Source organism: Enterococcus sp. FSL R5-0957 (assembly GCF_038008005.1).
Taxonomy (GTDB): domain Bacteria; phylum Bacillota; class Bacilli; order Lactobacillales; family Enterococcaceae; genus Enterococcus_B; species Enterococcus_B faecium.
This window is the reverse complement of record NZ_JBBOYG010000001.1, coordinates 1,261,929-1,286,198: the sequence shown is the minus strand read 5'-3', so window position 1 is coordinate 1,286,198 and position 24,270 is coordinate 1,261,929. Positions and strand designations below refer to the sequence as shown.

At 36.9% G+C, this 24,270-nt stretch carries 23 protein-coding genes; 8 read left to right on the top strand and 15 right to left on the bottom strand.

What is annotated here, in order from left to right:
- Positions 1-168: 168 nt before the first annotated feature.
- Entirely contained in the window at positions 169-1,350 is a 1,182-nt protein-coding gene (locus tag MKX69_RS06210) for a NupC/NupG family nucleoside CNT transporter (protein ID WP_002295909.1), read from the top strand.
- 88 nt (positions 1,351-1,438) lie between these two features.
- A complete protein-coding gene (locus MKX69_RS06205) occupies positions 1,439-1,987 on the top strand; it encodes a guanylate kinase (protein WP_341009351.1) in 549 nt (182 codons plus the stop codon).
- Between the two features lie 255 nt (positions 1,988-2,242).
- On the opposite strand, the gene MKX69_RS06200 is transcribed toward MKX69_RS06205, so the two are convergent.
- The 14 genes from MKX69_RS06200 to MKX69_RS06135 all read right to left on the bottom strand — a co-directional run bounded on the left by MKX69_RS06200 (position 2,243) and on the right by MKX69_RS06135 (position 17,157).
- A complete protein-coding gene (locus tag MKX69_RS06200; RefSeq protein ID WP_002295912.1) occupies positions 2,243-2,755 on the bottom strand; it encodes a GNAT family N-acetyltransferase in 513 nt (170 codons plus the stop codon).
- Between the two features lie 43 nt (positions 2,756-2,798).
- Positions 2,799-3,755, bottom strand: a complete 957-nt coding sequence (locus MKX69_RS06195) for a sce7725 family protein (RefSeq protein WP_341009348.1) — start codon at positions 3,753-3,755, stop codon at positions 2,799-2,801.
- Between the two features lie 5 nt (positions 3,756-3,760).
- Positions 3,761-4,450, bottom strand: coding sequence for a hypothetical protein (locus MKX69_RS06190; RefSeq protein ID WP_010724080.1), 690 nt, complete (start codon positions 4,448-4,450; stop codon positions 3,761-3,763).
- 125 nt (positions 4,451-4,575) lie between these two features.
- Positions 4,576-5,235, bottom strand: coding sequence for an amino acid ABC transporter permease (locus tag MKX69_RS06185; protein WP_002321153.1), 660 nt, complete (start codon positions 5,233-5,235; stop codon positions 4,576-4,578).
- Positions 5,235-6,071 (bottom strand): transporter substrate-binding domain-containing protein, encoded by an 837-nt coding sequence (locus MKX69_RS06180; protein WP_002298445.1) that lies wholly within the window; start codon positions 6,069-6,071, stop codon positions 5,235-5,237. The genes MKX69_RS06185 and MKX69_RS06180 overlap by 1 nt, the downstream gene beginning before the upstream one ends.
- Positions 6,072-6,091: 20 nt before the next feature.
- Positions 6,092-7,543, bottom strand: a complete 1,452-nt coding sequence (locus MKX69_RS06175) for an amidase (protein WP_341009342.1) — start codon at positions 7,541-7,543, stop codon at positions 6,092-6,094.
- Positions 7,544-7,653: 110 nt separating this feature from the next.
- On the bottom strand, positions 7,654-8,622 hold the full coding sequence (locus tag MKX69_RS06170; protein WP_341009340.1) for a dihydroorotate oxidase: 969 nt from the start codon (positions 8,620-8,622) through the stop codon (positions 7,654-7,656).
- An 83-nt stretch (positions 8,623-8,705) separates the two neighbouring features.
- Complete coding sequence (locus MKX69_RS06165) at positions 8,706-9,353, bottom strand: PepSY domain-containing protein (RefSeq protein ID WP_341009338.1); 648 nt, start codon at positions 9,351-9,353, stop codon at positions 8,706-8,708.
- A 229-nt stretch (positions 9,354-9,582) separates the two neighbouring features.
- Complete coding sequence (locus MKX69_RS06160) at positions 9,583-10,749, bottom strand: cyclopropane-fatty-acyl-phospholipid synthase family protein (RefSeq protein ID WP_341009336.1); 1,167 nt, start codon at positions 10,747-10,749, stop codon at positions 9,583-9,585.
- Positions 10,750-10,899: 150 nt separating this feature from the next.
- Positions 10,900-11,715 carry a maltodextrose utilization protein MalA gene (locus tag MKX69_RS06155; protein WP_002301999.1) on the bottom strand — a complete coding sequence of 272 codons (816 nt, stop codon included), beginning with the start codon at positions 11,713-11,715 and terminating at the stop codon, positions 10,900-10,902.
- A 12-nt stretch (positions 11,716-11,727) separates the two neighbouring features.
- On the bottom strand, positions 11,728-12,579 hold the full coding sequence (locus MKX69_RS06150; RefSeq protein WP_341009333.1) for a sugar ABC transporter permease: 852 nt from the start codon (positions 12,577-12,579) through the stop codon (positions 11,728-11,730).
- Between the two features lie 2 nt (positions 12,580-12,581).
- Entirely contained in the window at positions 12,582-13,883 is a 1,302-nt protein-coding gene (locus tag MKX69_RS06145) for a carbohydrate ABC transporter permease (RefSeq protein ID WP_341009331.1), read from the bottom strand.
- Positions 13,884-14,029: 146 nt separating this feature from the next.
- Positions 14,030-15,289 (bottom strand): extracellular solute-binding protein, encoded by a 1,260-nt coding sequence (locus tag MKX69_RS06140; RefSeq protein WP_002301997.1) that lies wholly within the window; start codon positions 15,287-15,289, stop codon positions 14,030-14,032.
- A gap of 101 nt (positions 15,290-15,390) precedes the next feature.
- Positions 15,391-17,157, bottom strand: coding sequence for a glycoside hydrolase family 13 protein (locus MKX69_RS06135; RefSeq protein ID WP_341009328.1), 1,767 nt, complete (start codon positions 17,155-17,157; stop codon positions 15,391-15,393).
- A gap of 388 nt (positions 17,158-17,545) precedes the next feature.
- Between MKX69_RS06135 and MKX69_RS06130 the strand changes: the two genes are divergently transcribed.
- The 5 genes from MKX69_RS06130 (at position 17,546) to MKX69_RS06110 (ending at position 21,227) form a co-directional block, all read left to right on the top strand.
- Positions 17,546-18,394, top strand: a complete 849-nt coding sequence (locus MKX69_RS06130; protein ID WP_341009326.1) for a YitT family protein — start codon at positions 17,546-17,548, stop codon at positions 18,392-18,394.
- A 123-nt stretch (positions 18,395-18,517) separates the two neighbouring features.
- Positions 18,518-18,952, top strand: coding sequence for a VOC family protein (locus MKX69_RS06125; RefSeq protein ID WP_341009325.1), 435 nt, complete (start codon positions 18,518-18,520; stop codon positions 18,950-18,952).
- 179 nt (positions 18,953-19,131) lie between these two features.
- Positions 19,132-19,542 (top strand): organic hydroperoxide resistance protein, encoded by a 411-nt coding sequence (locus MKX69_RS06120; protein ID WP_341009322.1) that lies wholly within the window; start codon positions 19,132-19,134, stop codon positions 19,540-19,542.
- Positions 19,543-19,598: 56 nt separating this feature from the next.
- Positions 19,599-20,039 carry a MarR family winged helix-turn-helix transcriptional regulator gene (locus MKX69_RS06115; protein ID WP_002301992.1) on the top strand — a complete coding sequence of 147 codons (441 nt, stop codon included), beginning with the start codon at positions 19,599-19,601 and terminating at the stop codon, positions 20,037-20,039.
- 108 nt (positions 20,040-20,147) lie between these two features.
- Complete coding sequence (locus MKX69_RS06110; protein ID WP_002288167.1) at positions 20,148-21,227, top strand: AI-2E family transporter; 1,080 nt, start codon at positions 20,148-20,150, stop codon at positions 21,225-21,227.
- 125 nt (positions 21,228-21,352) lie between these two features.
- On the opposite strand, the gene MKX69_RS06105 is transcribed toward MKX69_RS06110, so the two are convergent.
- Complete coding sequence (locus tag MKX69_RS06105) at positions 21,353-22,522, bottom strand: LPXTG cell wall anchor domain-containing protein (protein ID WP_341009319.1); 1,170 nt, start codon at positions 22,520-22,522, stop codon at positions 21,353-21,355.
- Between the two features lie 180 nt (positions 22,523-22,702).
- On the opposite strand from MKX69_RS06105, the gene MKX69_RS06100 reads away from it, so the two are divergent.
- Positions 22,703-24,223, top strand: a complete 1,521-nt coding sequence (locus MKX69_RS06100; protein ID WP_445666851.1) for a helix-turn-helix domain-containing protein — start codon at positions 22,703-22,705, stop codon at positions 24,221-24,223.
- Positions 24,224-24,270 lie beyond the last annotated feature (47 nt).

Below are 24,270 nucleotides of genomic sequence, written 5' to 3'. Positions count from 1 at the left end.
ACTTTACTAAGACGTTACACTTTTTGAACCTTTTATTTTGTTCGCTTTATTTTCTAATGGAAAATGAATGCGTTTCACTCTAAAAAAGTAATGAAAATTTCACTAAAGATTAGTATTTTATTTGCAAAACAGGTAAAATAAAACGGAATTTGGAATAGGAGTGATTATTTGAGTTATTTATTAGGTATTATTGGTTTATTTGTCACATTAGGGCTTGCTTTTTTGATCAGCAGTAACAAAAAAGCAATCAAATTGAAACCACTAATTGTGATGTTCGTTTTACAGCTTGTTCTTGGTTTCGTATTATTACGTACAACTTTTGGTACAGCGGTTGTTTCTGTATTGGCAAAAATGTTTGATCATCTTCTTGCTTTTGCTGGGCAAGGTGTTGACTTTGTTTTTGCCGGTGTAGCAAATAAAGGAAGTGCACCTTTCTTTCTTTCCGTATTGATGCCAATCGTATTTATTTCTGCTATTATCGGTATTCTACGCTATATCAAGATTCTTCCATTATTTATGAAAGCTGTTGGTCTAGGATTAAGTAAAATCAACGGGATGGGCAAATTGGAATCTTATAATGGAGTAGCTTCTGCTATTTTAGGACAATCGGAAGTTTTTATTTCCATAAAAAAGGAATTACCCTTCCTATCTGAGAAACGTTTGTTCACCATGAGTGTATCGGCTATGTCTACAGTTTCTATGTCGATCGTCGGATCTTATATGGCACTGATCGATTCTAAATATGTGATCACTGCCCTTGTTTTGAACTTATTTGGCGGTTATATTCTGGCTTCAATTGTAAATCCCTATGTATTAGAAGAAAAAGAAGATGAGCTGATCATTGAAGAAAACAAAGAACAGACATTTTTCCAAATGTTGGGAGAATACATTCTTGATGGTTTCCATGTGGCGATCACGGTTGCTGCTATGCTTATCGGTTTTGTTGCTTTGATTGCCATGATCAATGCTATCTTCCACGGGATATTCGGCATCACTTTCCAAGAGATCCTAGGTTACATCTTTGCCCCTCTTGCCTTCATCAGCGGAATCCCATGGAAAGAAGCAGTGGATGCCGGTAGTATCATGGCGACTAAACTGGTTACAAATGAATTTGTTGCTATGACAGAATTAGCAAATGGTAATTTCCATTTTACTGAGCGTACAACAGCAATTATATCTGTCTTCCTCGTTTCATTTGCCAACTTCTCTTCTATCGGGATCATTTCTGGTGCGATGAAGGGATTAAATGAAGAAAAAGGAAATCTTGTCGCAAAACACGGATTGAAAATTTTGCTAACAGCGACTTTAGTCAGCTTTTTAAGTGCTATTGTGACTGGCTTGCTGGTATAATATACAAAAAAGCAAAGTTGCTTTTAAAAGCTTTGGAAATATTTTCCAAAGCTTTTTCACTTGTTCAATCATCAAAGGAGAAATGACAATGAATTATTGCTATGTATTTATCGGTCCTTCTGGTTCTGGAAAAACTTCACTCGCAGAAGCTATTTTTCAGCCGGAACAAAAGATCATTACTTACACGAATCGATCACCAAGACCTGGGGAAAAAGATCAAGAGGATTATTATTTTGTTTCTGACAATACATTCAATCAGATGATCAAGGGAAATGAGTTTGCAGAGTGGGACCAATATGCTCAACATAAATATGGTTCCAGTAAAGCAGAAATTAAAAAGAAACTGACAGTAGGAAATTGTTACGCCGTTTTGACAGCAAATGGTTTTTGGCATTTATATGAGTATTTCGGGACGGTAGTCCGTCCTATCTTTATTACGATCCCTAAAGAAACATTGCAATCGCGCCTGAAAAAACGTGGAGATTCATCTGAACAGATTTCAGCCAGACTGGCGGTTTATGTAGAAGATTTAGCACAGTTGAAACGTTTGAAAGCTATCCCCTCACTTTTAGTCGTGTCAAACGATGGAGCGTTCCAAGAAGCTGCAGATAAAATAAAAAAAGGATTATTGATATAAATGTATCGAATAATACTCGTAGGATAAGCCGAGAGGTCGTGACAAAAGCTATGTCACGACCTCTCGATGAAGGGAGTTTCAGAAAGCAGCTTTTTCGTAAAATACGCTAAAATTCCACAAAAATATGAGAGGCATTTTCGGAAATTCTTTCTTGTTTTTTGAAGCTGGCCACTTCTGTTACAACCTCTTGGCTATCATATGATTATTTTTTTCAGTAGTGTTAATGTCTTTATCTTTGCTCAGATGATTTTATAGTCAATTGATGATTATTTGATATGCTTTTCTTTCGCCGTGTTCAAAAGGAAATTCAATCATCCCTTGATAAGTGAATCCAGCAGAATAGATGGTCTTTTCCATCGGTTCATTAGCTGGATAAGTATCGATACGGATATCTTGGATATTTTTGCTGGCTGCAATCGTCAACAAATGTTCTAAGAACGGTTTTGCTAGTTTTTTTCCTCGAGTACTTTCTGCTAAAGCGACACGATGAATCGATAAATAAGGACCAGTTGATTCTTTCCAACTACCATCTATTTTTGTGTAAACGGGATCCACGCCTGAGACTAATGCAGCTGTTCCAGCAATTTGATCTTCCACTATTAATACATAGCTTTCTTTTCTTTCAATATCGTTCAAAATCGTTTCTTTTGTTGGTTTCTGCCCGTTTTGCCATTGAGGAGAGCCTTGCGAAGCAATGAAATCTGCTGCGGCATTAATGATTTCTACCACTTCTTCTACTTCTTCTTTCCTTGTTTGCCGAATATACATCCAGTTTCCTCTTTTCTATTCCTTTTTCATTTACATTATCTAATCATTGGATCACTTCATATAGTTCCTGAACTTTTGAATAATATTTAAGCCAATCTTTTGGATGATCTAGCAGGTGACTAATAAGTTCCAAATGATGCATAAGTGACCACTTTTTCAACACTCCCAGTCCAGGGAATTTTTGTTGCTGGTAAAGAGCCAATAATTCAATCATTCCTGAAGTAATCAAGAGTTGATGATGGTGACGCATGATCCATCTTTTCATTTTATCTCCTGCTTCAAGAAACTTCAATGCTTGGTCTTTAGCAGAGTCGTTACTGTCAGAGACAAAATGTTTCACGCGTATATTGCCGTAAGCATCAATATACGTTAGATGGATAGCAAGCGCTCGGCTAGGGAACCCTTTATCGAAATAACGGCTACCTTCGATCGTGAAATCAGAAAATCCAATATATCCGTCTGCGTGGAAAAAAAGATAGTCATCACTAAAAAAGTCATCTGTTTTATCTGCATAACTTTCAACATGCTTTCTCGTTTGAAAAGAGTCACGGATCACAATTTTGTTTTCGGGAAGCCAGATGCGAAAGCGACTAGTATCTGGTATCAAAAATTTCGAATCAACTCCTGCCAGCTGTTTCCACACCTCTGTATCTTTTGGGTAGTGCTGTCCATCGAAAACAAGAAACGCTGGAGGTGAATCCAGTACTTCACTGAGATTTTCTGGCGTTAAGATCTGTGCAGGGACGACAGAGCTATTTTCTTTGACTTTCCAACTGTGCACATGCTGATCGAATAATTTGAATTGTCCTACTTGGGGATTTTGGATCACAGCGATTGGATGGTGCTTTTTTTGAAATAATTCGATCACATTTTTAAGCGTAGCGGAATCACGTACTGGTTCGATCACTGGTTGGATTTTATTGGAGAGCAATCCTCGCGACAGTACTTCTTTTAATGCTAATAGGTCAAATTGTTTTCCTCTTAAATAAGGATAGTACATATTTTTCACTCCAATGGCTCTGTAGGCAACCGACGGATCTGCTGTTGTTGCCTCAAATATTCATAATCATGCTGAAGCGCGATAACTTCTTCTTGCAACTCATTGATTGCCTGACTAGCTATTTCCTCTAAAAACCGTTCATAATATCGTTCGTTAGAAAATGGATTTTGGTTTTCTGAACGTCTTTTCAATTCTTTGTACAATTGATCTGTTGGAAAATATTTTACGCCTCGCTCCATTTGCTTTGCTTTTCTTACTTCCCTGAATAAAGAAGCCATGAAGCGGTTTGTCAAAGCTTCTTCCGGTACAGCAAGCTCTTTCTTTGCTGCTTTTTTCGCAATCAGAAATGTACCAGAGGCAGGCATCTCCTCTTCAACCGTGTACGGACGATACACTAAAACACCTATTCCTGTAGGGATTTCAGTTTTTACTTCTTCATATAGTTTACTTGGTAAAACAAAATAATTATAATGTCCAACAAATGACAGTTTGGCTGTAGAGCGAAAATCTGCTTTTGTCACTTTCAGCTCATAGCATCGCCATTCTCGGCTTCCATCAAATTTTGTCAAGCAGCTAAGCGTATCTACAATTCCTTGGTCATCAGGCATCGTGACTTCTTCTACAACCAAGCCGCCTTGCTCGATGCAATATTGGTATAACGAGGATTCTATTTCGATGGTTAGCGGGGTCTTCATGTTTTCTACCTCCGAACATATTTTCGATTTACATTTTACATGAAATGGTTTTAAAATACTAGGCAGAATATACAAGAAACAAAAAATAGAAATGGTGCCAGCCACGCTAGCACCATTTCTATTTTTCAGATTGACTGATGGATAGAACGTTTTTCTAAATACTGTTGCACTTTTTCGATCCCGATACAAATGACCCAATAAATCAGTGCAACTAAAATATAGAGAGAAAAATAATCGAATGTCCGACCGCCTATGATCTTTGCTTTTTGAAATATTTCTGGCACTGTGATTGTTGCTGCTAACGAAGTACCTTTCACTAGATCCATAGCTACGTTACTGAGTGCCGGTACCGAGATTCGAAAAGCTTGCGGCAAAACGATATATTTCAATACCCCAAAGAAAGAAAAACCAGAAGCTAAACCAGCGTCCCACTGACCTGAAGAAACGCCTGCTAGTGATCCTCGATAGATTTCACCAATAAATGCACTGCTGGTAATCGTAAAGCAGATGACTGAAGCCGTTAAGGCACTTAATTGATAAGGTAACCCGAAATATAACAGAAACAGCAGGACTAGTGCGGGAATGCCTCTAAAGAACGATAAATAAAAACGAATAAATACATTCAGAGGCAGCCAATCCAAAAGACCTAAAACTGTCAAAAGCAACCCTACCAAATTTCCTAAAAGAAACGACACGAAGCCAATCCCTAATGTGTATACCAAGCCTTGCAGTACGAAAGGAAGCGAAGTCCACATGAGGGAAAAATCAATTAGAGGAAAGTACATCACTCACTCACCGACTCAGCCATCGTTTCTTTCGGTTTGACTGAAACATCAGTTTGAAAATATTTTTCAGATATTTTCTTTGTCGTCCCATCTTCTTTCATCTCTTTTAATACGCCATCGATTTTCTTTTTCAGAGCATCATTTCCTTCTTTCAATAAAAAACCACTTTCGTTTTCATTGAAATAAACGTTCTCCAGTATTTTTACAGGGATATCTGGTAAAGCAGATACGGCCATTTTCTGCAGATAATAATCATTTAGAATAACATCTGTTCGACCATTTGCTACATCGCTTAAATACTGATCATTCGTGGCATTGTCATATGTGACTAATTTAGCTCCGTGTTTTTCCGCTAAACGCATATAGCTAGTATTGGGTTCACCAGCTGCTTTTTTCCCTTTAAGATCTTCAAGTGAGTGGATTCCTGAATCATCTTTTTTTCGTACGATCATACTGTCAAATGAATATTTGAAAGGCTCTGAAAGGGAGAATTTTTTTTCTCTTTCTTTTGTGATACCAAAATCGTTCGCAGCAAAATCTGATTCTCCTTTTGAAACAGAAGTGATTTGTCCATCCACGTTGTATTCTTTAAAGGAGATTTTGACATTTAACCGTTTAGCCACCTCTTTTGCCAAATCTACGTCATAACCAACTAATTCATTTTGATCATTATAATAAGATGCGGGAAACAGTGTGCCAGAAGTCGCTACTACTAATTCTTTCTTTTTTTCTACATTACTCCAGCTGTTATCTTCCTGATTAGCGGCAGCTGTACCGCAAGCGCTTAAAATAAAAAAGGCACTAGTTATTAGAGCAAACAATCTTTTTTTCTTCATTCTTCTTCTCCTTGTTTCTGCTATTTCCATGGATTTGGTAAATGGAACTGATGATTTGCTTCAAATAGATAGCCGATTTGAAATAGCAAATCTTCTCTTCCTCTGGCAGCCATAAATTGGATTCCTAGAGGCATGTTTTCTTTTGTCAAATGAGTAGGCAAGCTGATTGCTGGTTGTCCAGTCAGATTAGCCAACTGTGTATAAGGTGTGATCTTCAAGCTCTCCTCAAACATGGAAGAAACAACGTCTAAAGCTTCTACTTCAGAACAATCACTGATGTGTTCCATCTGTGCTCTTATCGCATCACTTTGCAAATCTTCGCTGATTTTAGGGGCGGTAAATGCAGTCGTTGGTGAAAGGAATAGATCGTATTCTTGATGTAGGTTTTCCATGACAATTGCTGCTTCATCCCATACATGCAGAGAATCGATGTAAGTAGCGGCAGAGAGCTTCTGACCATATTGGAACAAAGTCCAAGAAATGGGTTCAAGTTCTTCTTTTCTGACAGCTCGCTGGATGCCTGTTTCAATCGAGCGGATCATTGCTGCTGTTTCTGCGCCATTCATCTGATAATAAGACGTGATCAGTTTACGACCATCTAGTGGGTAAGGAATCTCTGTCAAATCATGCCCTTCTTTTCCAAGGAAATCTACAGCTTTTTTTACAGCAAGTACTGCCTCTTCACTAATCTGTGAGTGGATCGGTGAATCAACACAAAAAGCTATCTTCAACCGTTTTTTTCTTGGATGTGTTTGCCACTCAACTGGCGATACTTGATATGGCGCACCGGAATGGATACTTCTCATCCCATAAAATAAAGCCTCCGTGTCTCTCATAGAAACTGTCAAGCCGAAATCAATAGCAGCTCCTTGCCATCCTCTCCAAGCATATGGACCAACTGGCATCGTCCCTCGCGAAGGTTTCAGCCCAATCAATCCGCAAAACGAAGCGGGTATTCTAATAGAACCACCGCCATCACTAGCACCAGCTAAAGGAACGATTCCTGATGAAACTGCAGCAGCAGCTCCTCCACTTGATCCGCCCGGTGTACATTCAAGGTTCCAAGGGTTTCTTGCTGGGCCATAGATGACTGGGTCTGTAATATTTTTGAAACCAAACTCTGGCGCATTGGTTTGTCCAAAAGGAACTAGACCTATCGCTTCTGCTTGCCACACATAATTAGATGTATGAGAAGCTCGGTGTGTTTCAAATAAACGAGATCCTGAAGTAGCTAGCCATCCCTTTTTTTCTTGACCGAGCATTTTTAAAGGAAATGGGATACCAGCCAATGGCCCTTTTTCTGACTGGGGAATCAATAGCTCGTGGGAATTACTCTCGAATGGTTCAAGCGCGACAAACGCATTCAATTCATGATTTTGCTTCTTTATTTTTTTCTGTATATCCGTAACTAGTTCTTGAAAGCTAAATTCTTTTTCTTTAAGCTCTTTTGCTAATTCTGTTGCATCATTCATATTATCCTCCTTTTTGCCTCTGTTATTTTCCCACAAGTTCGTCTAACATACAATGAGTACGCTTGCACAGGAATGAACAGACGAGTGTTTTTTATAAAAAAAGACGAAGATCAATCATGACCTTCGTCTCTTTGCCATGAAATGGTGCGTAATTTGCCTTTAAATTCGTCAATTGACGTATATCCTTTTTCTGACATAATCTGCGTTAATTCTTTTATGATTCTAGAAAAAATTTCCGGCCCTTCTTTATGAAGCTCGGTACCAATCTGTAACATGCTTGCGCCACATAGCAGATGTTCAAATGCATCTTGTCCTGTCCGAATCCCACCTGTACCAATGATTTGGATTTCTGGTTTCAAACGTGTATAAAAAGCGCGAACATTTGCCAAAGCAGTCGGCTTGATATACTCTCCACCAATGCCGCCGAACCCTTCTTTTGGTTTGATGACTACTGCTTCTTGTTCTGTATCGATATACAAACCATTGCCCACACTGTTGATAGCATTGACATAGGTCAATGGAAACTGATTCAAGATATCAGCCATCTGATCAAAATGAACAAAATCAAAATAAGGAGGCAATTTGATTCCTAGCGGCTTAGAAAAGATGCTGAATACTTCTTTCAGTGTTTCATAAGTGGCCTCAAAATCGTAAGCTAGTTGTGGTTTTCCAGGCACATTGGGACAAGATAAATTTAATTCAGTGATCCCATTAAACCCACTTTTTTCTATTTTCTCAAGCATTTCCAAGTTTTCCTGGACACTCATCCCGGCAATGGAAAAAAATAACGGTTGATTTTGGTTTTCCTGCACTTTTTCATACGCAAGAGCATACTCTAGATAATAAGAAAAACCTAGGTTTGGAAGTCCCATAGAATTGATACTGCCTAAAGGAACATCAAAATAGCGTGGTTCGGGATTTCCTTTTCGTTCATTGATCGTACAGCTCTTAGTGATAAATGCTCCTGCTTCTGAATGAGCCAGTTCATCTAATTCCTGGGTAGTCATGCAGTGGACACCAGATGCATTCATCAAAGGATTGGCAAAGATATGATTGGCAAAGGTCGTTTCTAAACTCAAGTAAATCGCTCCTTCAAACAAGTTATTTTATCTAGTGTATCATGACTAAAAGAAAAATCAACTCTTGTTTTCCGAAGAAATTCTTAATCATCTTGTTCAGTTGACAGTACTTCGCCTGTTTGGCTATTGATCTTGACTGATGTACTTTGATTGCCGTCTTTTACTTTGACTTCCCAATAAGTAGTACCTAAATCTTTATCCAAATCCCAATCTGTTGCCGTACCGCTTCCTACTTTGTCGACGGCGATTTTTGCTGCTTCCTCAATCGTGATCAATTTATCAACATCCAGACCATCTTCTTTTTTCTTTTGACCATTTTGTTCATCTCGATCTAGAGTTCCTGGATTCTCTGTCTCCATTTTTTCATTTTGAGCATCAATTCTTGCTTCGTATTCTTTTTGATCATCGACACCTTCTATCTTGTAGAAGTAAGATCCCCAATCACTATCTAATTCCAAACTAGTAATTGCAGTATCTGGGTATTTATCTTGGAACAATTCGATCGCACGAGCTGCAGACACTTTGATATCTGACTGAGTACTTGCTTCACTAGAACTTTTTGTCTGGCTAGACGAAGATGTTCTTGCTTTTGTTGAGGAGTCCGATACCTGTGAAGAGCGCTGTTCGCTACTGGAAGACGTATTCCCAGATGTGCCTTGATTGGTATTTGATTGACAAGCAGCTAAAAACAAAGCTGCAAATAAACTAGTATAAATAACAGTTTTTTTCATTGATTCGATCCCCTTTGTTATAAAATAGTATTCTATTACAAGTATAACGAAGAAAAAATTTTCTGTCATGTTTAAAAATTAAAGAACCAAATTTTTATTATGAAAATATAAAGAAAAAGAAACTAAGCTTTAGAGACAATCCTAGAAGTTAGACAAAAAATCTCACTTCTGGAGCATCATAAAACTTAGCTTCTTTTTAAATAGTCTTTAAACAGTACTTTTGCCTCAATTATGCACGATGCATTGGGATGTCATTGTTTCCAGGTTGAACAAGCAAATATTGAATCACATCGATATTACTTGATTCAAATGAAGCTGCACAAGCTTGTAAATATAGATCCCACATTCGATAGAAGGAATCACCCATTTCTTTCGTGACTCGATCTTGGACTTGATGAAAATTCTTTGTCCAATGTTCTAATGTCAATTGGTAGTCACGACGTAAGCTTTCCAAATCAATCAGTTGCAAATCGTTTTTTGTAATATTATCAACTAATTCAGTAACACCAGGGACATAACCGCCAGGGAAAATATATTTATTGATCCAAGCATTTGTCGCACCGCCTTGTTGTCGGCTGATTCCATGGATCAAAGCTGTTCCTTTTGGTTTCAATAAATCTTTTACCACTTTGAAATAACCTTCAAGATTTTCAGAACCTACATGTTCGAACATACCTACACTTGTGATATGATCAAACGTTTCGCCTTTTAGTTCGCGGTAATCCATTAATAATACACGGCATTTATCTTCTAAATGTTCTTCTTTTATTCTTTTGGTAATCAAATCGTATTGTTCTTCACTTAGTGTGATCCCAGTTGCCTTGACATTATACTCTTTGGCAGCAGTGAACATCAATGTTCCCCAGCCACAACCGATATCAAGCAACGTTTCGCCTTCTTTGATAAAGAGTTTGTCTAAGATATGATGGACTTTATTGATTTGTGCTTGTTCCAACGTATCTTCAGGTGTGTTGAAATAGGCACAAGAATAAGTCAAAGTTGGATCTAGCCAAAGTTTATAAAAGTCGTTACCTAAGTCATAATGCGCATGGATATCTTCTTTGTTTTTTTGTTTCGTATGTTTTTCTTTCTTTGGCAGCCATTTTAGATAATCTTTTCCTCGTAAAAAGCTGTTTGCTTGCTGATAAGCATCGTTGATCAATGCTTGGATACTTCCCTCGATCTCGATTCGATGATCCATATAGGCTTCTCCTAGTGCCAAAGAAGCGTTACTTGTAATCTCTTTCATTGGGATTTCTTCATGGATATTGATTTTGATTTGGGGAGGAGTGTCCGTATCTCCGTATTGTTTCGTTGTACCGTCCCAATAATTTACTTCGACAGGGAGCGAGAAAGAACGTGAAAATAATTGATTGTATAAAGTTTTCTCTAACATGATTTTCCTCCTTAAAAAAACTACCCTATTACGTTAATACTAAAAAAGAAAAGAATCAACTAAGAAGTTTAATTTTTTCAGAAATTTTTCAAAAACTACTTTATTTTTCATTTTTTTCACATTCATTGTCGCATAAATCGCTTAAACTTGTCATTCGACACGCTTATCTTTGAATCTTGTTTTGACAAAAACCCATAAAAGCAGCAAGACAGTTATCGTTGTTTGGACACTTAGCATCAAGATAAAGTCAAAGTGGATAAACCCTACAACTGCTGCTGCCATGGAACCTATTCCCATAACATTCAGCATCAAATTTGCACTCTCTTTGAATGTATGAATGGATGAAAGTTGGCTTTTTCTTGTCATCCACAAGAAAAAGGAAGCCCCGAATAAAATGAGACTCGTCATGACAAATAGGACAAGACCAAGACTTAAACTATAAGATAAAATGATTGTTGGACGATTACTGGCATAAAATTCTCTTTCTAAAAATCGTTGGAAATCTTCGGGCGTACGTACAGAATCTGGTTGGAAAGATGGGCTATAATTCATCGTATAGCGGCGTATACCAGATTTATCCTTTTGTTGGATCACCCATTGTTCCTTTTCAAAATCAATAAAAGTTCCATGATCGGATTGTTGTTTCTCAGATAAAGACACACCTACCAAAATTTCAGGGGTCACAGCTATCGTTTGTTGCGATGATTGTAACCCAGTTTCAGATAATTCAAGTTCAGAAAATTTTTTGGTTCCTTGTTCATCGATCAGCGAATGAACGGATAGAAATTGTTCTAATGGAATCGCTTGGATCTGATTGGCATAAAAAAGAGTCACAGGCATGACCATCAAGGAAACTAAAAATACAAATATCAAGAAAAATTTAGGCCATGATAATAGTTTGCGTCCCGCAAACACTTGAGTTGGCGTACGTAATGCGGAAAAATAGTTTAACGGAAATGTTTGCATGATACTCTGCTCCTATCCTTTTGTTCCGCCAGATGTCAGGCCGGTAACAAAGTTCTTTTGTAAAAAGAAGAATAATAGACAAATCGGTAGTGCAATCAAAATTGCCCCAGCAGCAAAAAGAGAGACTCTTTGGTTTGTCACATCAGAAATAAATGTTTGTAAGCCGACAGCAACGGTCTGATTTTTAGGTGTTCGAAGCAGGAACTCAGCTAACATGAAATCCCCAAAAGGTCCCATAAAAGCCCATAATGCTTGAACGGCGAGCATCGGTTTGACAAGCGGTAATACAATCTGGAAAAAAATCCTGAAATGCCCTGCCCCATCAAGTTTAGCAGATTCATCTAAATTTATTGGTACAGTGTCAAAGTATCCTTTCATCAGCCAAGTATTCATTGGAATTCCACCGCCTATATAGATCATTGTCAAGAACCAGTACTTATCTAGCGCCTCTAATAGGAAAGCCATGACATAAAAGGCAGTCAATGCTGCCATAGTCGGTACCATCTGAATCACTAAAAAGAACATCAAACTTGATTTGCGGCCGATAAAACGATAACGGCTATACGTATAGCCAGCTAAAGTTACTACAGTTACTTGTACGATCATCGTTAGGACAGAGATGATTAACGTATTTTTATACCAAGTCCCGTAAAGTGTTTCACTGAATAGCCGAGTAAAGTTTCCTAAAGTCCAGTCACTTGAAAGATCTAAACTAAAAGCTGCAATATTTCCTGACTTGAAGGCAGTACTTGCTGTGATCAAAAGCGGATAGATGATAATGACTGACAGTATTAAAAGAAAAAAGTAAGTAAAAAAGTGAGAAAGTCGTTTTTGGAATCGAGCACTCGAATGAAATTTTTTCATTGTTAATCCCCCATATTGAACGCATTTGTCTTTTTAAATACCAGCAATGACACACAGATAACGATGATGGAGATAATCAACGTGATTGCTGAAGCCATAGAATATTGCGGAGAAGTTCCAGTCGTAAGTTTATAGATCCAGGAAATAAGAATATCAGTAGAACCAGCTCCTCCGCCTACGCTTCCGGGACCACCATTGTTAAACAGATAGATCATGGAGAAATTATTGAAATTCCCCGTATACTGTGTAATAAATGTTGGCGCTGCCACTAGGAAGACAGCAGGAAGCGTGATGTTTGAAAAGCGCTGCCATGCATTTGCTCCGTCGATTTTTGCTGCTTCATATAAGTCTTCTGAAATCGATTGTAAGATTCCTGTAACCATCACATAGATATAGGGAAATCCTAACCAGCCCTGCACTAAGATAATTGCTACTTTCGTCCAGTTGGGATCTGTTTTCCAAGAGATTGCACTGATATCTACAAAAGGAAGCTGGTTTAGGAAAGGAATCACTTGAGTATTGATGGCTCCTACGCTGTCGTTGAATATATTCGAAAAACTCATGATAGTAATAAAAGCTGGGACCGCCCATGGTAATAAGAAAATGATACCGAAAATACGTTTGAATTTAATAAATTTCTGGTGAGCAACAACCGCTGTGAGAATACCAAGGGTGATTTGCAAAGTTGTTGCACATAAAGTCCAAATCACGGTCCACGAAAAGACTGCAAAAAAAGTATTACGATATGAGCTTAAAAAGAAGATACTAAAAAAGTTTTTAGCCCCTACCCAATCAATCAAACTGGCTGGTGGAATATGATTGAAGTCATAATTAGTAAATGCAGTGAACAATGTAACTAGGACTGGGAAAATGATCGTAAAAATCATGAGAAGATAAGCGGGAAGTGTCAATAGATAAGGAAAACCTTCATCACCTATATTATGTATGACTTCCTTCATCGTCCGATTGATTTTTTTGCCCTCTTGACGCATCTTCGCTACTCGATAAGCGTCTAAAAGATTCAAACCGTAAAAAATCAAGAAAATGATTGTAATGATGAATTGCAAAGTGCCTTCAATCAAAATAAATAATGAATGATCTTCCATTGGTATACTTCCCAAAGTAACCAATCCTACCGATGCATGAAATCCGCCCAGAAGCATCTGACCAATGAATAGGACGAATATGGCGAAAAAAACGATACCTTTAAAAGCTTGGCCATTTACAAACTGCCCCATCCCTGGAATAAGTGAACAAAGCGTGATTTTTTTTTCGTTGATATTGCTTGTTTTATCTTGCTGCATCTGAATGCCCCCTCTAAACTTGCTAAACCGCAAACTGCTTTTAAGATAATGGCAACAAGAGCAAGATAATTTTCCATCTCGCTCTTGCCACTTTTATCTGAAGCACCTGTTCCATTTTTTATAAAAATGGACGGTTATCATTTTAATCAGTATTTTTGTTCTATGGCTTCACTGATTGTTTTTACTGCTTCATCTGCGGATTCTTTTGGTGTTTTTGAACCTGATGCTGCATCGAACATCAAGTTTTCTGCACCTGTCCAAACTTCGCCCATTTCTGGGATGTTTGGCATCGCTTGAGCTGTTTCATATTGTTCAATCACAGCTGTTGTTAATTCATCGTTTTTAGCCTTTGCTGTTTCCCTAGCTTGTTGGTTTGCAGGGATTTCATTTACCATTTCAAAGAATTTTTCTTGATTTTCCTGATTCGTTACATAATCAAGCCATTTTTGAGAGAGGTCTTTGTTTTTAGCATAATTGCTGACTACCCATCCTTTTCCTCCGCCAAACGGTTGATAAGGCTGTCCATTATTTAGAGTAGGGATTTTAGCTACACCATAATTGATATTGTTTTCTTTGTATGTCTGCGCTTGCCATGGACCGTCAATGATTGCTGCAGTTTTATTGGACATGAATTGCTGGCTGGCGAAGTCTCCTGCACTTTTTATGTCTTGCATTCCCTTTGGCCAAACATTTTTGAACCAATCTGTTGCATAAGAGATTCCTTCTACAGCACCTGCATTATTCAAACCGATATCTGAAGGATTTGTACCATCATCACCAAATACATAGCCACCGTGACCTGCAATTAAACCATAGGAATAATAAAAGTCAGTCCATTTAGCTAAAAATCCTGTATTTTTTCCTGCTTCTGACTCAAAAGCAAAACGACTGTCTTTGGATAGATTCTCCAAATCTTTAAACGTTGATGGTGCTGTATCGACTAAATCTTTGTTATAGTACAAAACAAGGGTCTCGATTACTGCAGGTTCTCCGTAGATTTTTCCATCATAAGTCACTTGGGCTTTGTCTGTTTCATCGTAAGCTGCTTCATTTCCCAGTTTTACTTCCGCCAGATGTCCTTGCTGTCCTAACGCACCGATCCGGTCATATGCTGCCATCATAACGTCAGGTCCCTTTCCAGCAGGCCCATCTAACGCTAATGATTCCAACTGATCGAACATGTCCTTTTCTACTAGCTTGATTTTCACATCGTTTTCTTTTTCGAAAGTGTTTTTTATTTCGTTTATATAATCTTTATATCCAGAATCAACGGAAACTGTTAACGTTTTTCCTTCATCGGCTTCCCCTTCTGCTGAAGAGTTACCATTGCCACAAGCCGCTAATCCGCCTAAGATTCCTAAAGAGATTAACCCTAAACCCAACTGTTTCACACTTCTTTTTTTCATCTTCATTTCCTCCTGTGTATTCAACGTGCTGTTACACCCTTATTATAATGTGCACAAATCTTCATTTGCAAACGCTTTCTTTTTGTTACCGGTAACAGTTTTCAACACATGATCAAAAATCCGTATTGTCGTATCTCTGCTTTCCCGTCTTCTAACAACTGACAATTTTGACTAAGAATCACCTCATTTTCCTGTTCTACTACCCAAGGTTCTTTTGACTGATTAAAGTAAACATAGATGATCTGTCCCTCTAGTTCCCGTGTGAAATAGAGCTTATCTTCACGATCATTTACTATTAGCCACTGAGTAGAACCTTCAGAAATAATCTTAGACAACTGTTTCCTTAGAGAAACAAGTTCTTTTATAAAACCGAATAGCTCTAGATCTTGTTCCTCCTTCTCCCATATCATACATTTGCGGCAATCCGGGTCATCTTCACCAGTCATCCCTATTTCTGTCCCGTAATAGATACAAGGAGACCCTTTTTGAAGAAACATAAAGGCCATCACAGACTTCATCAATTCTTTGTTACCTTGGCAAAGGGTCAAGATCCTGGCAGTATCATGAGAATCTAATAAGTTGAATGTTCCTTCGTTCACCTGATCTCTGTAAAGCATTTGCTGATGATTCATTCCACTGACCATTTGTGAAGCTGTGATTTTCTTTTTTGCAAAATAATCTTTAATCGAATCTGTAAATGCATAATTCATCACTGCATGGAATTCATCCCCTTGCAGCCAAGCTTGAGAGGAATGCCAAATCTCTCCAAGTATATAGATGTCTGGTTTGATTTCTGTAACTGCTTCTCTGAATTTTTTCCAAAAATGATGATCGACTTCATTAGCAACATCAAGACGCCATCCATCAATATCGAATTCTTTTATCCAATAAGTTGCGATATCCAGCAAATATTTTTGCACTTCTGGATTTGCTGTATTTAATTTCGGCATGAATGGAGTAAAAGCAAAAGTATCATATGGGATATTTTCAGCAGTTTCTGGTAAGTCAGTCATCTGATAAGAATCTACTGGGAAAAAACGGATGTGGAACCAGTCTTTATAGATCGATTTTTCTCCGTTTTTGAGAACGTCTTGCCACTGTGGTGAATGGACACCCATATGATTGAATACAGCATCGAACATGATACGTATCCCTCTTTTATGTGCTTCATCAATCAAGTTTTTTAAAAGTTTTTTATCGCCAAAAGCGGGATCCACCTCATAATAATCAATCGTATCGTATTTATGATTGGATGTGGCTTTAAATATGGGACAAAAATAGATGCCATTGATGCCAAGGTCCGTCAAGTAATCCAAATGATCCATCACACCTTGCAAATCTCCCCCGAAGAAGTCTTCTCGATCTGGATCTTTACTTCCCCAAGGTAAAGTGTGTTCGGGGTCATTTGCTTTGTCCCCGTTTGCAAATCTTTCGGGAAAAATTTGATACCATACTGTTTCTTTTACCCATTCTGGAATAGTGAATCGATCGATTTGATGAAAATAAGGTATTTGAAAATAAAAATTTGGTTCAGTAATCACATTTTCTCGATAAGGAAAAATTCCTTGATCACCGTAAAAACAGTCCGTGTTATCTTCCCCAACAACATGGAACGCATACTGTAAGCGCCTTGTTTCGCTCGTCACTTCAATTTCCCAATAATCATGAACATTGGTACTTAGACATTTTTTCATTGGTCGTTGTTTTTGATACCATTTTTCAGTTGTTATGGTATATGGATCTCCACATAGCACATATACTTTTTTGATATCATTTTTCCTAGTACGAAGCCGAATACGAAATCTTGTATTCGTATATAGAAATGCATATTCACTTTCCGGTCGATGATAAATTGCAGCTGTATCCATTGATTTCCTCCTTGTGTTTTAATATGACGTCATCACTATAAGTGATAGAGAAGCAAAAGACAACGCTTTCAAAAATGTTATCGGTAACAGTTTTTTGATACCGAATTTTTATTTTTTAAACTTGCCAAATAGATAGACTTAAAACTTTTAAAAGTTTTAGTCTACTTCCTGTACTATTTAGTGTCCTGAATTTATCTTAAGCGATCAATTTCTCCAATTTTCTAAAGTAAAAGTTTTTTAACAGTTTTTAACGTAGAAGTATATTCTAGAAGAATGAAACATAATAATTTAGTCTAGCTTAATTTTTTTATTAATTAAAGTTAACTTAAGGTGAAAAGTAAGTTATAATAAGATAAGAGTATTATTAATGAATTAAGGAAGTGGATAAATGAAAGAAACGAGACAATTTATATGGACATACATTAAGATTATTTTTGCCCTCTTCATATTAGGAGTCGCTATCAATATGTTTTTAGGGCCTCATCATATTGCTGCTGGAGGTGTCAGCGGTCTAGGAATATTACTGGAAGCTGCTTTAGGCTTTGACCGAGCTATAGTTATTTTAGTGTTGAATATCGTTATGTTGGTACTAGCTCTTCTATTTTTAGGTAAAAAACCCTTTTTTAAAGTACTTTTCGGAAGCTTGGTTTTTCCTTTAATCATTGCAATAGTTCCAGAAACAATGATTACTTCAGATCGGTTGTTGTCTGTCATTTTTGGAAGTGCGATTTTTGCTTTAGGAGTTGCGATTTTATATAAAAACAACTCTTCTAGCGGCGGTACGACGATCCCTCCCCTCATTTTTAAAAAATATTTCCACTTGAATACTTCGATTGGCTTATTTTTTACAGACGCATTCGTTGTTTCTCTTAATCTGTTTGTTTTTGGAATAGAAGAGTTTCTTTATGCTATTTTATCTATTGCAATCACTTCAATTGTCATGACTTATATCGAAACAGGTATCAATCGAAAGAAATCTGTTATGGTCATGAGTGAACATTATTTGGAAGACATCCGCCTTCGCTTAAGTGCTGAGATTGGACGTGGCCTTACCCTGCTAGAGGCAAAAGGCGGGTATAATCGAAAGTCAAAAGAGGTTTTATTGATCGTTGTGACTGATCATGAATTTTCCCAAATGAAACCATTGATAGAAGAAATCGATCCAAGTGCCTTTGTCATTGTCAGCAGCGTAGCAGAAGTAATGGGACGCGGATTTACTTATCATCCAATCGAATGAGTTGGTAAGTAAATCCGCTATTGAGTTGGTAAGTAAATCCGCTATTTTTTTGAATGCGTTTTCTTTAGCTGGTATAATAAAAGAATCTAGTAACTGTTCGACTGAAAAGGAGAGGAGATCTTTATGCATAAAGGAGCGGAAATCGATTTTGTATTAAATGATAGTTTGAAAGCACTAGAACTGTATCAAACAATCTTTGATGAAATACAACTGATTGAGGCAACAGATTACCCTAGAGGCAATAATGAAGTCATTTTTACCTTGTATGGCACGAGATTCCATATGCTGGATGAAAACACGTCTCTTGGTTTGACTGCTCCTACTGCTGAACATCCAAATACGATCTGGTTCAATATCATCGTCTCTGATATCGAGGACACACATAATAAAGCATTACGAAATGGCTGTGTAGAGATTCAAGAAATGACAGAAATGATGGACTTTGGTGTGACTAACTCAATGTTCAGAGATCCTTTTGGTTATTTATGGATGCTTCATCAGGTCCATCGTGAAGTAAGTTTTGAAGAAAGAAAACAACTTTTTGAGAAATATATGTAATGTTTATGATGAGATTATTTTTTGTCTCTGATATTTTTTGTATATGTTTGCTATTCGAGAAAGCGCGTCTGTTTCATGTGCTTTCTCTTATTTATCTTATGCCAATCCATTTCTTTGCTTTCCACAATTATATTGTGTAAAATTCAATTGTATAAAATATAATTAAAGGTGGTAATTTTATGAAAAAAATGTATTCTACGAAAATGATCAACACAGGCGGACGCTCTGGAGAAGTGCATAATCCCGATCGTACATTCGAATTGAATATTGCAGCTCCTGGTAAACGCGTCGAAAATGCAACCAACCCTGAACAATTGTTTGCAGCTGGTTTCAGTGCATGTTTTAACAGTGCATTAGAATTGATCAAACAGCAAAAAAATATCTCTGGGGCTTCTACTGTCAGTGCACAAGTTTCCCTTTATTCAGAAAGTGAAACGAGCTTTGTCTTAGATGTAGGGATTGAAGGATCTATCGAAGGTCTTTCTCTGGAAGAAACGCAAGAATTATTAGAGGCAGCGCATAAAGTGTGTCCGTATTCAAAAGCTACAGCTGGAAATATAGAAGTTACTCTGAAAGCAGTTAGTGAATAGACTTTTTTGTGTAAATCCGCTATGATACACTATAGTAAAACAGCGGAGGTGGAAAAATGGAAGATCTATATTTAGTTAATCAAGTATGTTTTCCTTTATATGCCGCCTCTAAGGAAATCATTAGACACTACACTCCCCTCCTCAAGCCGCTGAATCTTACCTATACCCAGTATCTTGTGATGTTAGTTTTATGGGAAAAGAAAAAGACTTCAGTGAAAGAGCTAGGAAATGATTTGTGTCTGGATTCTGGTACGCTGACTCCCTTACTAAAAAAGTTAGCAGAAAAAAATTATATTAATCGTCAGCGTGAAACGGGTGATGAAAGAATCGTAAATGTTACGCTGACTGCTCAAGGTGCTGCGTTGCAAAAACAAGCAGAAGGTATTCCACAAAAGATCAAGTCTTATCTTCCACTTGAACAGGAAGAATTGGATACACTGCAACATCTGACCCGAAAAATGCTAGATAATTTTCATCAAGACCAGAAAAAGGGCTGAAACTGCTAGATGAACGATTTTATGAGGAAAACCAACTCATAAGATAACGTCATTTAGCGGTTTTTCTTTTTGCTCTTTCTCTTTCTTATTTTCATATTCCATCATATAATGAATAACGTGTTTATTTTTTGTTATTTGGAGGTTGTCGATTTGACCGTTTATCAGCGTTTTTTGGCGAATGAAAAAATACGCCGTCTCACTGTTTTATTATTTGTCGTTTTTGTTCTTTTCTTAGTTAGAAGTATGATTACAACCATTTTGCTCACATTTATCTTTACTTATTTGATGATTCATCTTGTTCAAATCATTCAGCGATTTGTCCGAATCCCTACAGGTGTTTTAGCTATCATGATTTATACACTGATCGTTTACCTTATCTATCTGGCATTCACAAAGTATATCCCGATGCTTATTCATCAAACATTTGACATGATCCAGTCCGTTATTGATTTTTACGAGCATCAGCCAAAAGATGCAGATCCTGTTTTACAATATATCCATACTTATATTGAGCGAAACGATTTTTTTGAACAGCTTCAAAATGGCGCTTCGATTGCGCTTGGCTATTTACAGGATATAGGAAAAATGGCAGTGGCGTTTGCTATGTCATTCATCTTAAGTTTCTTTTTTATGATTGAAAAGAAAAAAACAATTGTATTCTCAAGATTGTTTTTAAAAAGTGAATTTTCTTGGTTCTTTCAAGATATTTACTATTTTGCCGATAAGTTTGTCAATACATTTGGTTTGGTATTAGAAGCTCAATTTGTTATCGCTCTTTTAAACACGTTGCTCACTACAATCGCCTTGGCTGTATTTGGCTTTCATCAGCTGCTGAGTTTAGCGATCATGATTTTCATTTTAAGTCTGATCCCAGTAGCAGGTGTTATCATTTCTTGTATTCCTCTATCTTTCATAGCTTATTCCCAAGGAGGCATCCGAGATGTTGTTTATATCCTGATTACGATTTTGATTGTCCATCTAATTGAGTCTTATGTGCTGAATCCGAAGTTGATGTCCAGCAAAACAGAACTGCCGATTTTTTATACATTTGTGGTCTTACTTGTTAGCGAACGGTTCTTTGGCGTTTGGGGCTTGATTGTCGGCATTCCGATCTTTACCTTCTTTTTAGATGTATTGAAAGTGAAAAAGATCCCGAACCATCTTCCAAAAGAAACAGATATCCCTTAAAATAAATATGAAGAAAGATAAAGTATGAATGACCCCAAATATCAGATTTCAATCTGGTATTTTGGGGTCATTTTCTGGATATTTCTTTTTATTTGAAAAATGCGTTCACAGACATTATTCAAATGTTAGAGAGATCTGTTTTGTTTAAATCTTTTTGCAGAAAGCATTGTTGCTATACTTAATAGAATGATTCCTCTCCACAGTATAACTTTGTTTTGTGACTCTCCGGATTTTGGTAGCTGTTTATTTTTCGTTTCAGGACTAGCAAAGGTTGTATCCTTGCTACTTTTTAAGGTTTCAGCTGATTGGGCGCTATCAAATATTCGTGATTTTTTATTCAGCTGCTCTTCATTTATTTTTAGAATTGCTAGATTTGATTTTTTACTCTCTTTTTTTCCATCCTCTTGAATTGTTTTTTTGTTTATTTTTTCTGGTATTCCTTGGTCTCTTGCGTCCGTATCTGGTTCTGGAGTCACATCTGGTTTTTCTTCTGGATCTACCTCTGGTTTTTCTGGATTTTCAGTTTCATTATCTGTGTCTGGATTTGTTTCCGGTACTGTTTGGTTTCCAGAATCCGTATCTGGTTCTGGAGTCACATCTGGTTTTTCTTCTGGTTCTACATCTAGTTTTTCTCCAGGGGTTATTTCAGGTTTTGATTCATTGTCTGGCTCTGGTTGAGTTTCTGTATCGGGTTCTTCTCCAGGTTCTATTTCCGGTTTCTGTTCTCCGTCTGGATTTTCTGTAGGCGGTACTTCTGGTTTATTTTCATTTTCTGGTTTATCTGTTGGTTCTTCAACAAGATCTCCTCCTGAGTCGATGGCTGAACCTTGCTCAATTGTCTGCCGCTGACTATACGGCGTTAAATGATGATGATCGTTCGGTAGTCCATCTGATACCTTGACAGTAAAAAGCGCTGGTTTTAACAAGTCCTGATTTAATGTAACGGTGAAGGTAAATATCGCTTGCTTGTGTTGGATAGTCAAAGTGTTCTCGTCATAGCCAATCGACAAAGCGGGATCAACATTCTCAAATGTAACAGCTGATTGTAGTATAGGTGCTAAGTCTCCCGAATAGTCAATTTTTGCTTTGATGGTCGCTGTTTGTCCTTTTCTTAATTTTGCGACTCCTGAATTGAAGGATGAAAATTCATCCTGAAAGGTAATTCGATTGACGTTGGCCCACTTGGTTTCTGTCCATTTGGCTGTTTCTGTCTCCTCTGTGTGGACTGTCTGATTTATAGTAAGCGATAAGCTTAAGGCTGCAAATGTTGATATTAAGATGGTTGAATATCTCATAACTCTCTCACTCCTTGATTTTTTTGTATGCAAGAAATAAGATAGTAGAGATTCTACCTATATGTTTACTGTTTTTTTGTCTAAATTTATGAAAAAAACAGTAATATTTTCAAGTTTTAACAATTTAAGTAAAAAGGAGCCTCTTTCATGTAAACTCAAGAAGCGATTAAAACGTTTCTCTTGAAGAAAAAAAGCAATACAAAATTAGATATTTTTCTTTTCCTATCTGAACATCGTTTCTTTATTACTACACAATATTTAGCAGATCATTTCCATATGTCTGAATCAAATTTTTTACTATACATCAAAGAATTAGAACAAGACTTTGAGCGTCTCAATCTAACAGAACTGCATATTGATAAGCAAAAACCTTTTTTAAAGTTGAATTTTGAAGGAATTGATCCGGCTTACTGCTATTATCGTCTATTTGGAAGATACTGCAACGAATCAGTCAGTTATCAGATCTTGACTTCTTTGTTCAGCTGTCAGACAAATTCGATTATCAGTTTAAGTCAGCAAACAAACTATAGTGCCTCTTATTTGTATACGAAAATGAAAAAGATTAATGCATTTTTAGCATTGTACGGTTTGTCTATCTCCTTTTCTAATAATGGCAGAAAGTCTTTTTCTGGAAAAGAGGTACAAATTCAATATGCAGCATTAGATATTTATTGGAACATCTTTTCAAGTACTGCTACAGAATTTTATGATGAAGATCCGCAAGTAGTGGCTTTTATGATGAATACTTTTTTTAAAAAAGAAGTACTTGACCGACTAAATAGCGGTATGATAGATAAATTATATTTTCTATTAAAAATATGTAAAGAGAATTTTCCTGCAACTTCTGTGAAAGACGTACAAAAAGAATTCACAGAGTATGAATATATTGACTTTTTTATTGATCCCTCTGTAGATATTTTGCGACCTAATCTGCCAATTTGTCGCGAACAACGCATCTTAGTGAATATTTTAGCTCGACTTTCTATCACGAAAATCGAATCGGAAGAAACAAGCTTGGAGCAATACAAACTTTTAAAAAAAGCAAACGTTCCTCATGTTCTTTATTCAAGAGAAATGGTGGAGTCCTTTTGTACTGTATTTGATTTGTTTATACCTGAAAAAGAAAAGATTCTTTACTCATTGGCATTCGCACGAAATAAACTTTATAATGGATTTCTTAACTTCAATCAACCAAATACGCCCCTTCCTACTTTCATGCTTTATCAAGAACATAGCGTATTGAAAGAAGTCCAAACCGCCATTGAACAATTTTATATGGATTTCAGAGAACAAAATCAACACTTGTTACCAGTTATTTTAGAAAAGGAAAATGTGCAATGGATGGTTGAAGACCTAGTACATTTGTATGATCGCTACAAAAAACAGCCGCGAATTGTGATTGGTGTGAACTATACGCGTGATTTTTATATCAGTAAAGATCTGATCGTTAAGATAGAACAAATTTTTTCAAATGAATCGATCAAAATACAAAATGATTTTATGGAGAACTGCAACATCGTTATCAGCGACTGCCCTTTGAAACAATTGCCTTCTCATATCAAAAAAATCTATATTTTAAAAGGAATCATCACACCAGAAGACTGGAAAAAAGTGATTATGAGGATCTTAGAATATATCTTTGAATTAAAAGAAGAAGCACTCATGGATCAATCGAAAAAAGAAAATCAAGTTACTTCCTAGACCAAATAAGATACATAAATCCGAATGCTTATTAACAACCTCCGGAT

What these genes read in the sequence shown, in the direction of transcription:
- MKX69_RS06125 (WP_341009325.1), top strand. Translation starts at nt 18,518, where the DNA reads ATGCATAAAGGAGCGGAAATCGATTTTGTATTAAATGATAGTTTGAAA.
- MKX69_RS06150 (WP_341009333.1), bottom strand. Translation starts at nt 12,579, where the DNA reads ATGAAAAAATTTCATTCGAGTGCTCGATTCCAAAAACGACTTTCTCAC.
- MKX69_RS06185 (WP_002321153.1), bottom strand. Translation starts at nt 5,235, where the DNA reads ATGTACTTTCCTCTAATTGATTTTTCCCTCATGTGGACTTCGCTTCCT.
- MKX69_RS06135 (WP_341009328.1), bottom strand. Translation starts at nt 17,157, where the DNA reads ATGGATACAGCTGCAATTTATCATCGACCGGAAAGTGAATATGCATTT.
- MKX69_RS06130 (WP_341009326.1), top strand. Translation starts at nt 17,546, where the DNA reads ATGAAAGAAACGAGACAATTTATATGGACATACATTAAGATTATTTTT.
- MKX69_RS06115 (WP_002301992.1), top strand. Translation starts at nt 19,599, where the DNA reads ATGGAAGATCTATATTTAGTTAATCAAGTATGTTTTCCTTTATATGCC.
- MKX69_RS06165 (WP_341009338.1), bottom strand. Translation starts at nt 9,353, where the DNA reads ATGAAAAAAACTGTTATTTATACTAGTTTATTTGCAGCTTTGTTTTTA.
- MKX69_RS06180 (WP_002298445.1), bottom strand. Translation starts at nt 6,071, where the DNA reads ATGAAGAAAAAAAGATTGTTTGCTCTAATAACTAGTGCCTTTTTTATT.
- MKX69_RS06120 (WP_341009322.1), top strand. Translation starts at nt 19,132, where the DNA reads ATGAAAAAAATGTATTCTACGAAAATGATCAACACAGGCGGACGCTCT.
- MKX69_RS06155 (WP_002301999.1), bottom strand. Translation starts at nt 11,715, where the DNA reads ATGCAAACATTTCCGTTAAACTATTTTTCCGCATTACGTACGCCAACT.
- MKX69_RS06160 (WP_341009336.1), bottom strand. Translation starts at nt 10,749, where the DNA reads ATGTTAGAGAAAACTTTATACAATCAATTATTTTCACGTTCTTTCTCG.
- MKX69_RS06140 (WP_002301997.1), bottom strand. Translation starts at nt 15,289, where the DNA reads ATGAAAAAAAGAAGTGTGAAACAGTTGGGTTTAGGGTTAATCTCTTTA.
- MKX69_RS06195 (WP_341009348.1), bottom strand. Translation starts at nt 3,755, where the DNA reads ATGTACTATCCTTATTTAAGAGGAAAACAATTTGACCTATTAGCATTA.
- MKX69_RS06145 (WP_341009331.1), bottom strand. Translation starts at nt 13,883, where the DNA reads ATGCAGCAAGATAAAACAAGCAATATCAACGAAAAAAAAATCACGCTT.
- MKX69_RS06205 (WP_341009351.1), top strand. Translation starts at nt 1,439, where the DNA reads ATGAATTATTGCTATGTATTTATCGGTCCTTCTGGTTCTGGAAAAACT.
- MKX69_RS06190 (WP_010724080.1), bottom strand. Translation starts at nt 4,450, where the DNA reads ATGAAGACCCCGCTAACCATCGAAATAGAATCCTCGTTATACCAATAT.
- MKX69_RS06200 (WP_002295912.1), bottom strand. Translation starts at nt 2,755, where the DNA reads ATGTATATTCGGCAAACAAGGAAAGAAGAAGTAGAAGAAGTGGTAGAA.
- MKX69_RS06105 (WP_341009319.1), bottom strand. Translation starts at nt 22,522, where the DNA reads ATGAGATATTCAACCATCTTAATATCAACATTTGCAGCCTTAAGCTTA.
- MKX69_RS06110 (WP_002288167.1), top strand. Translation starts at nt 20,148, where the DNA reads ATGAATAACGTGTTTATTTTTTGTTATTTGGAGGTTGTCGATTTGACC.
- MKX69_RS06175 (WP_341009342.1), bottom strand. Translation starts at nt 7,543, where the DNA reads ATGAATGATGCAACAGAATTAGCAAAAGAGCTTAAAGAAAAAGAATTT.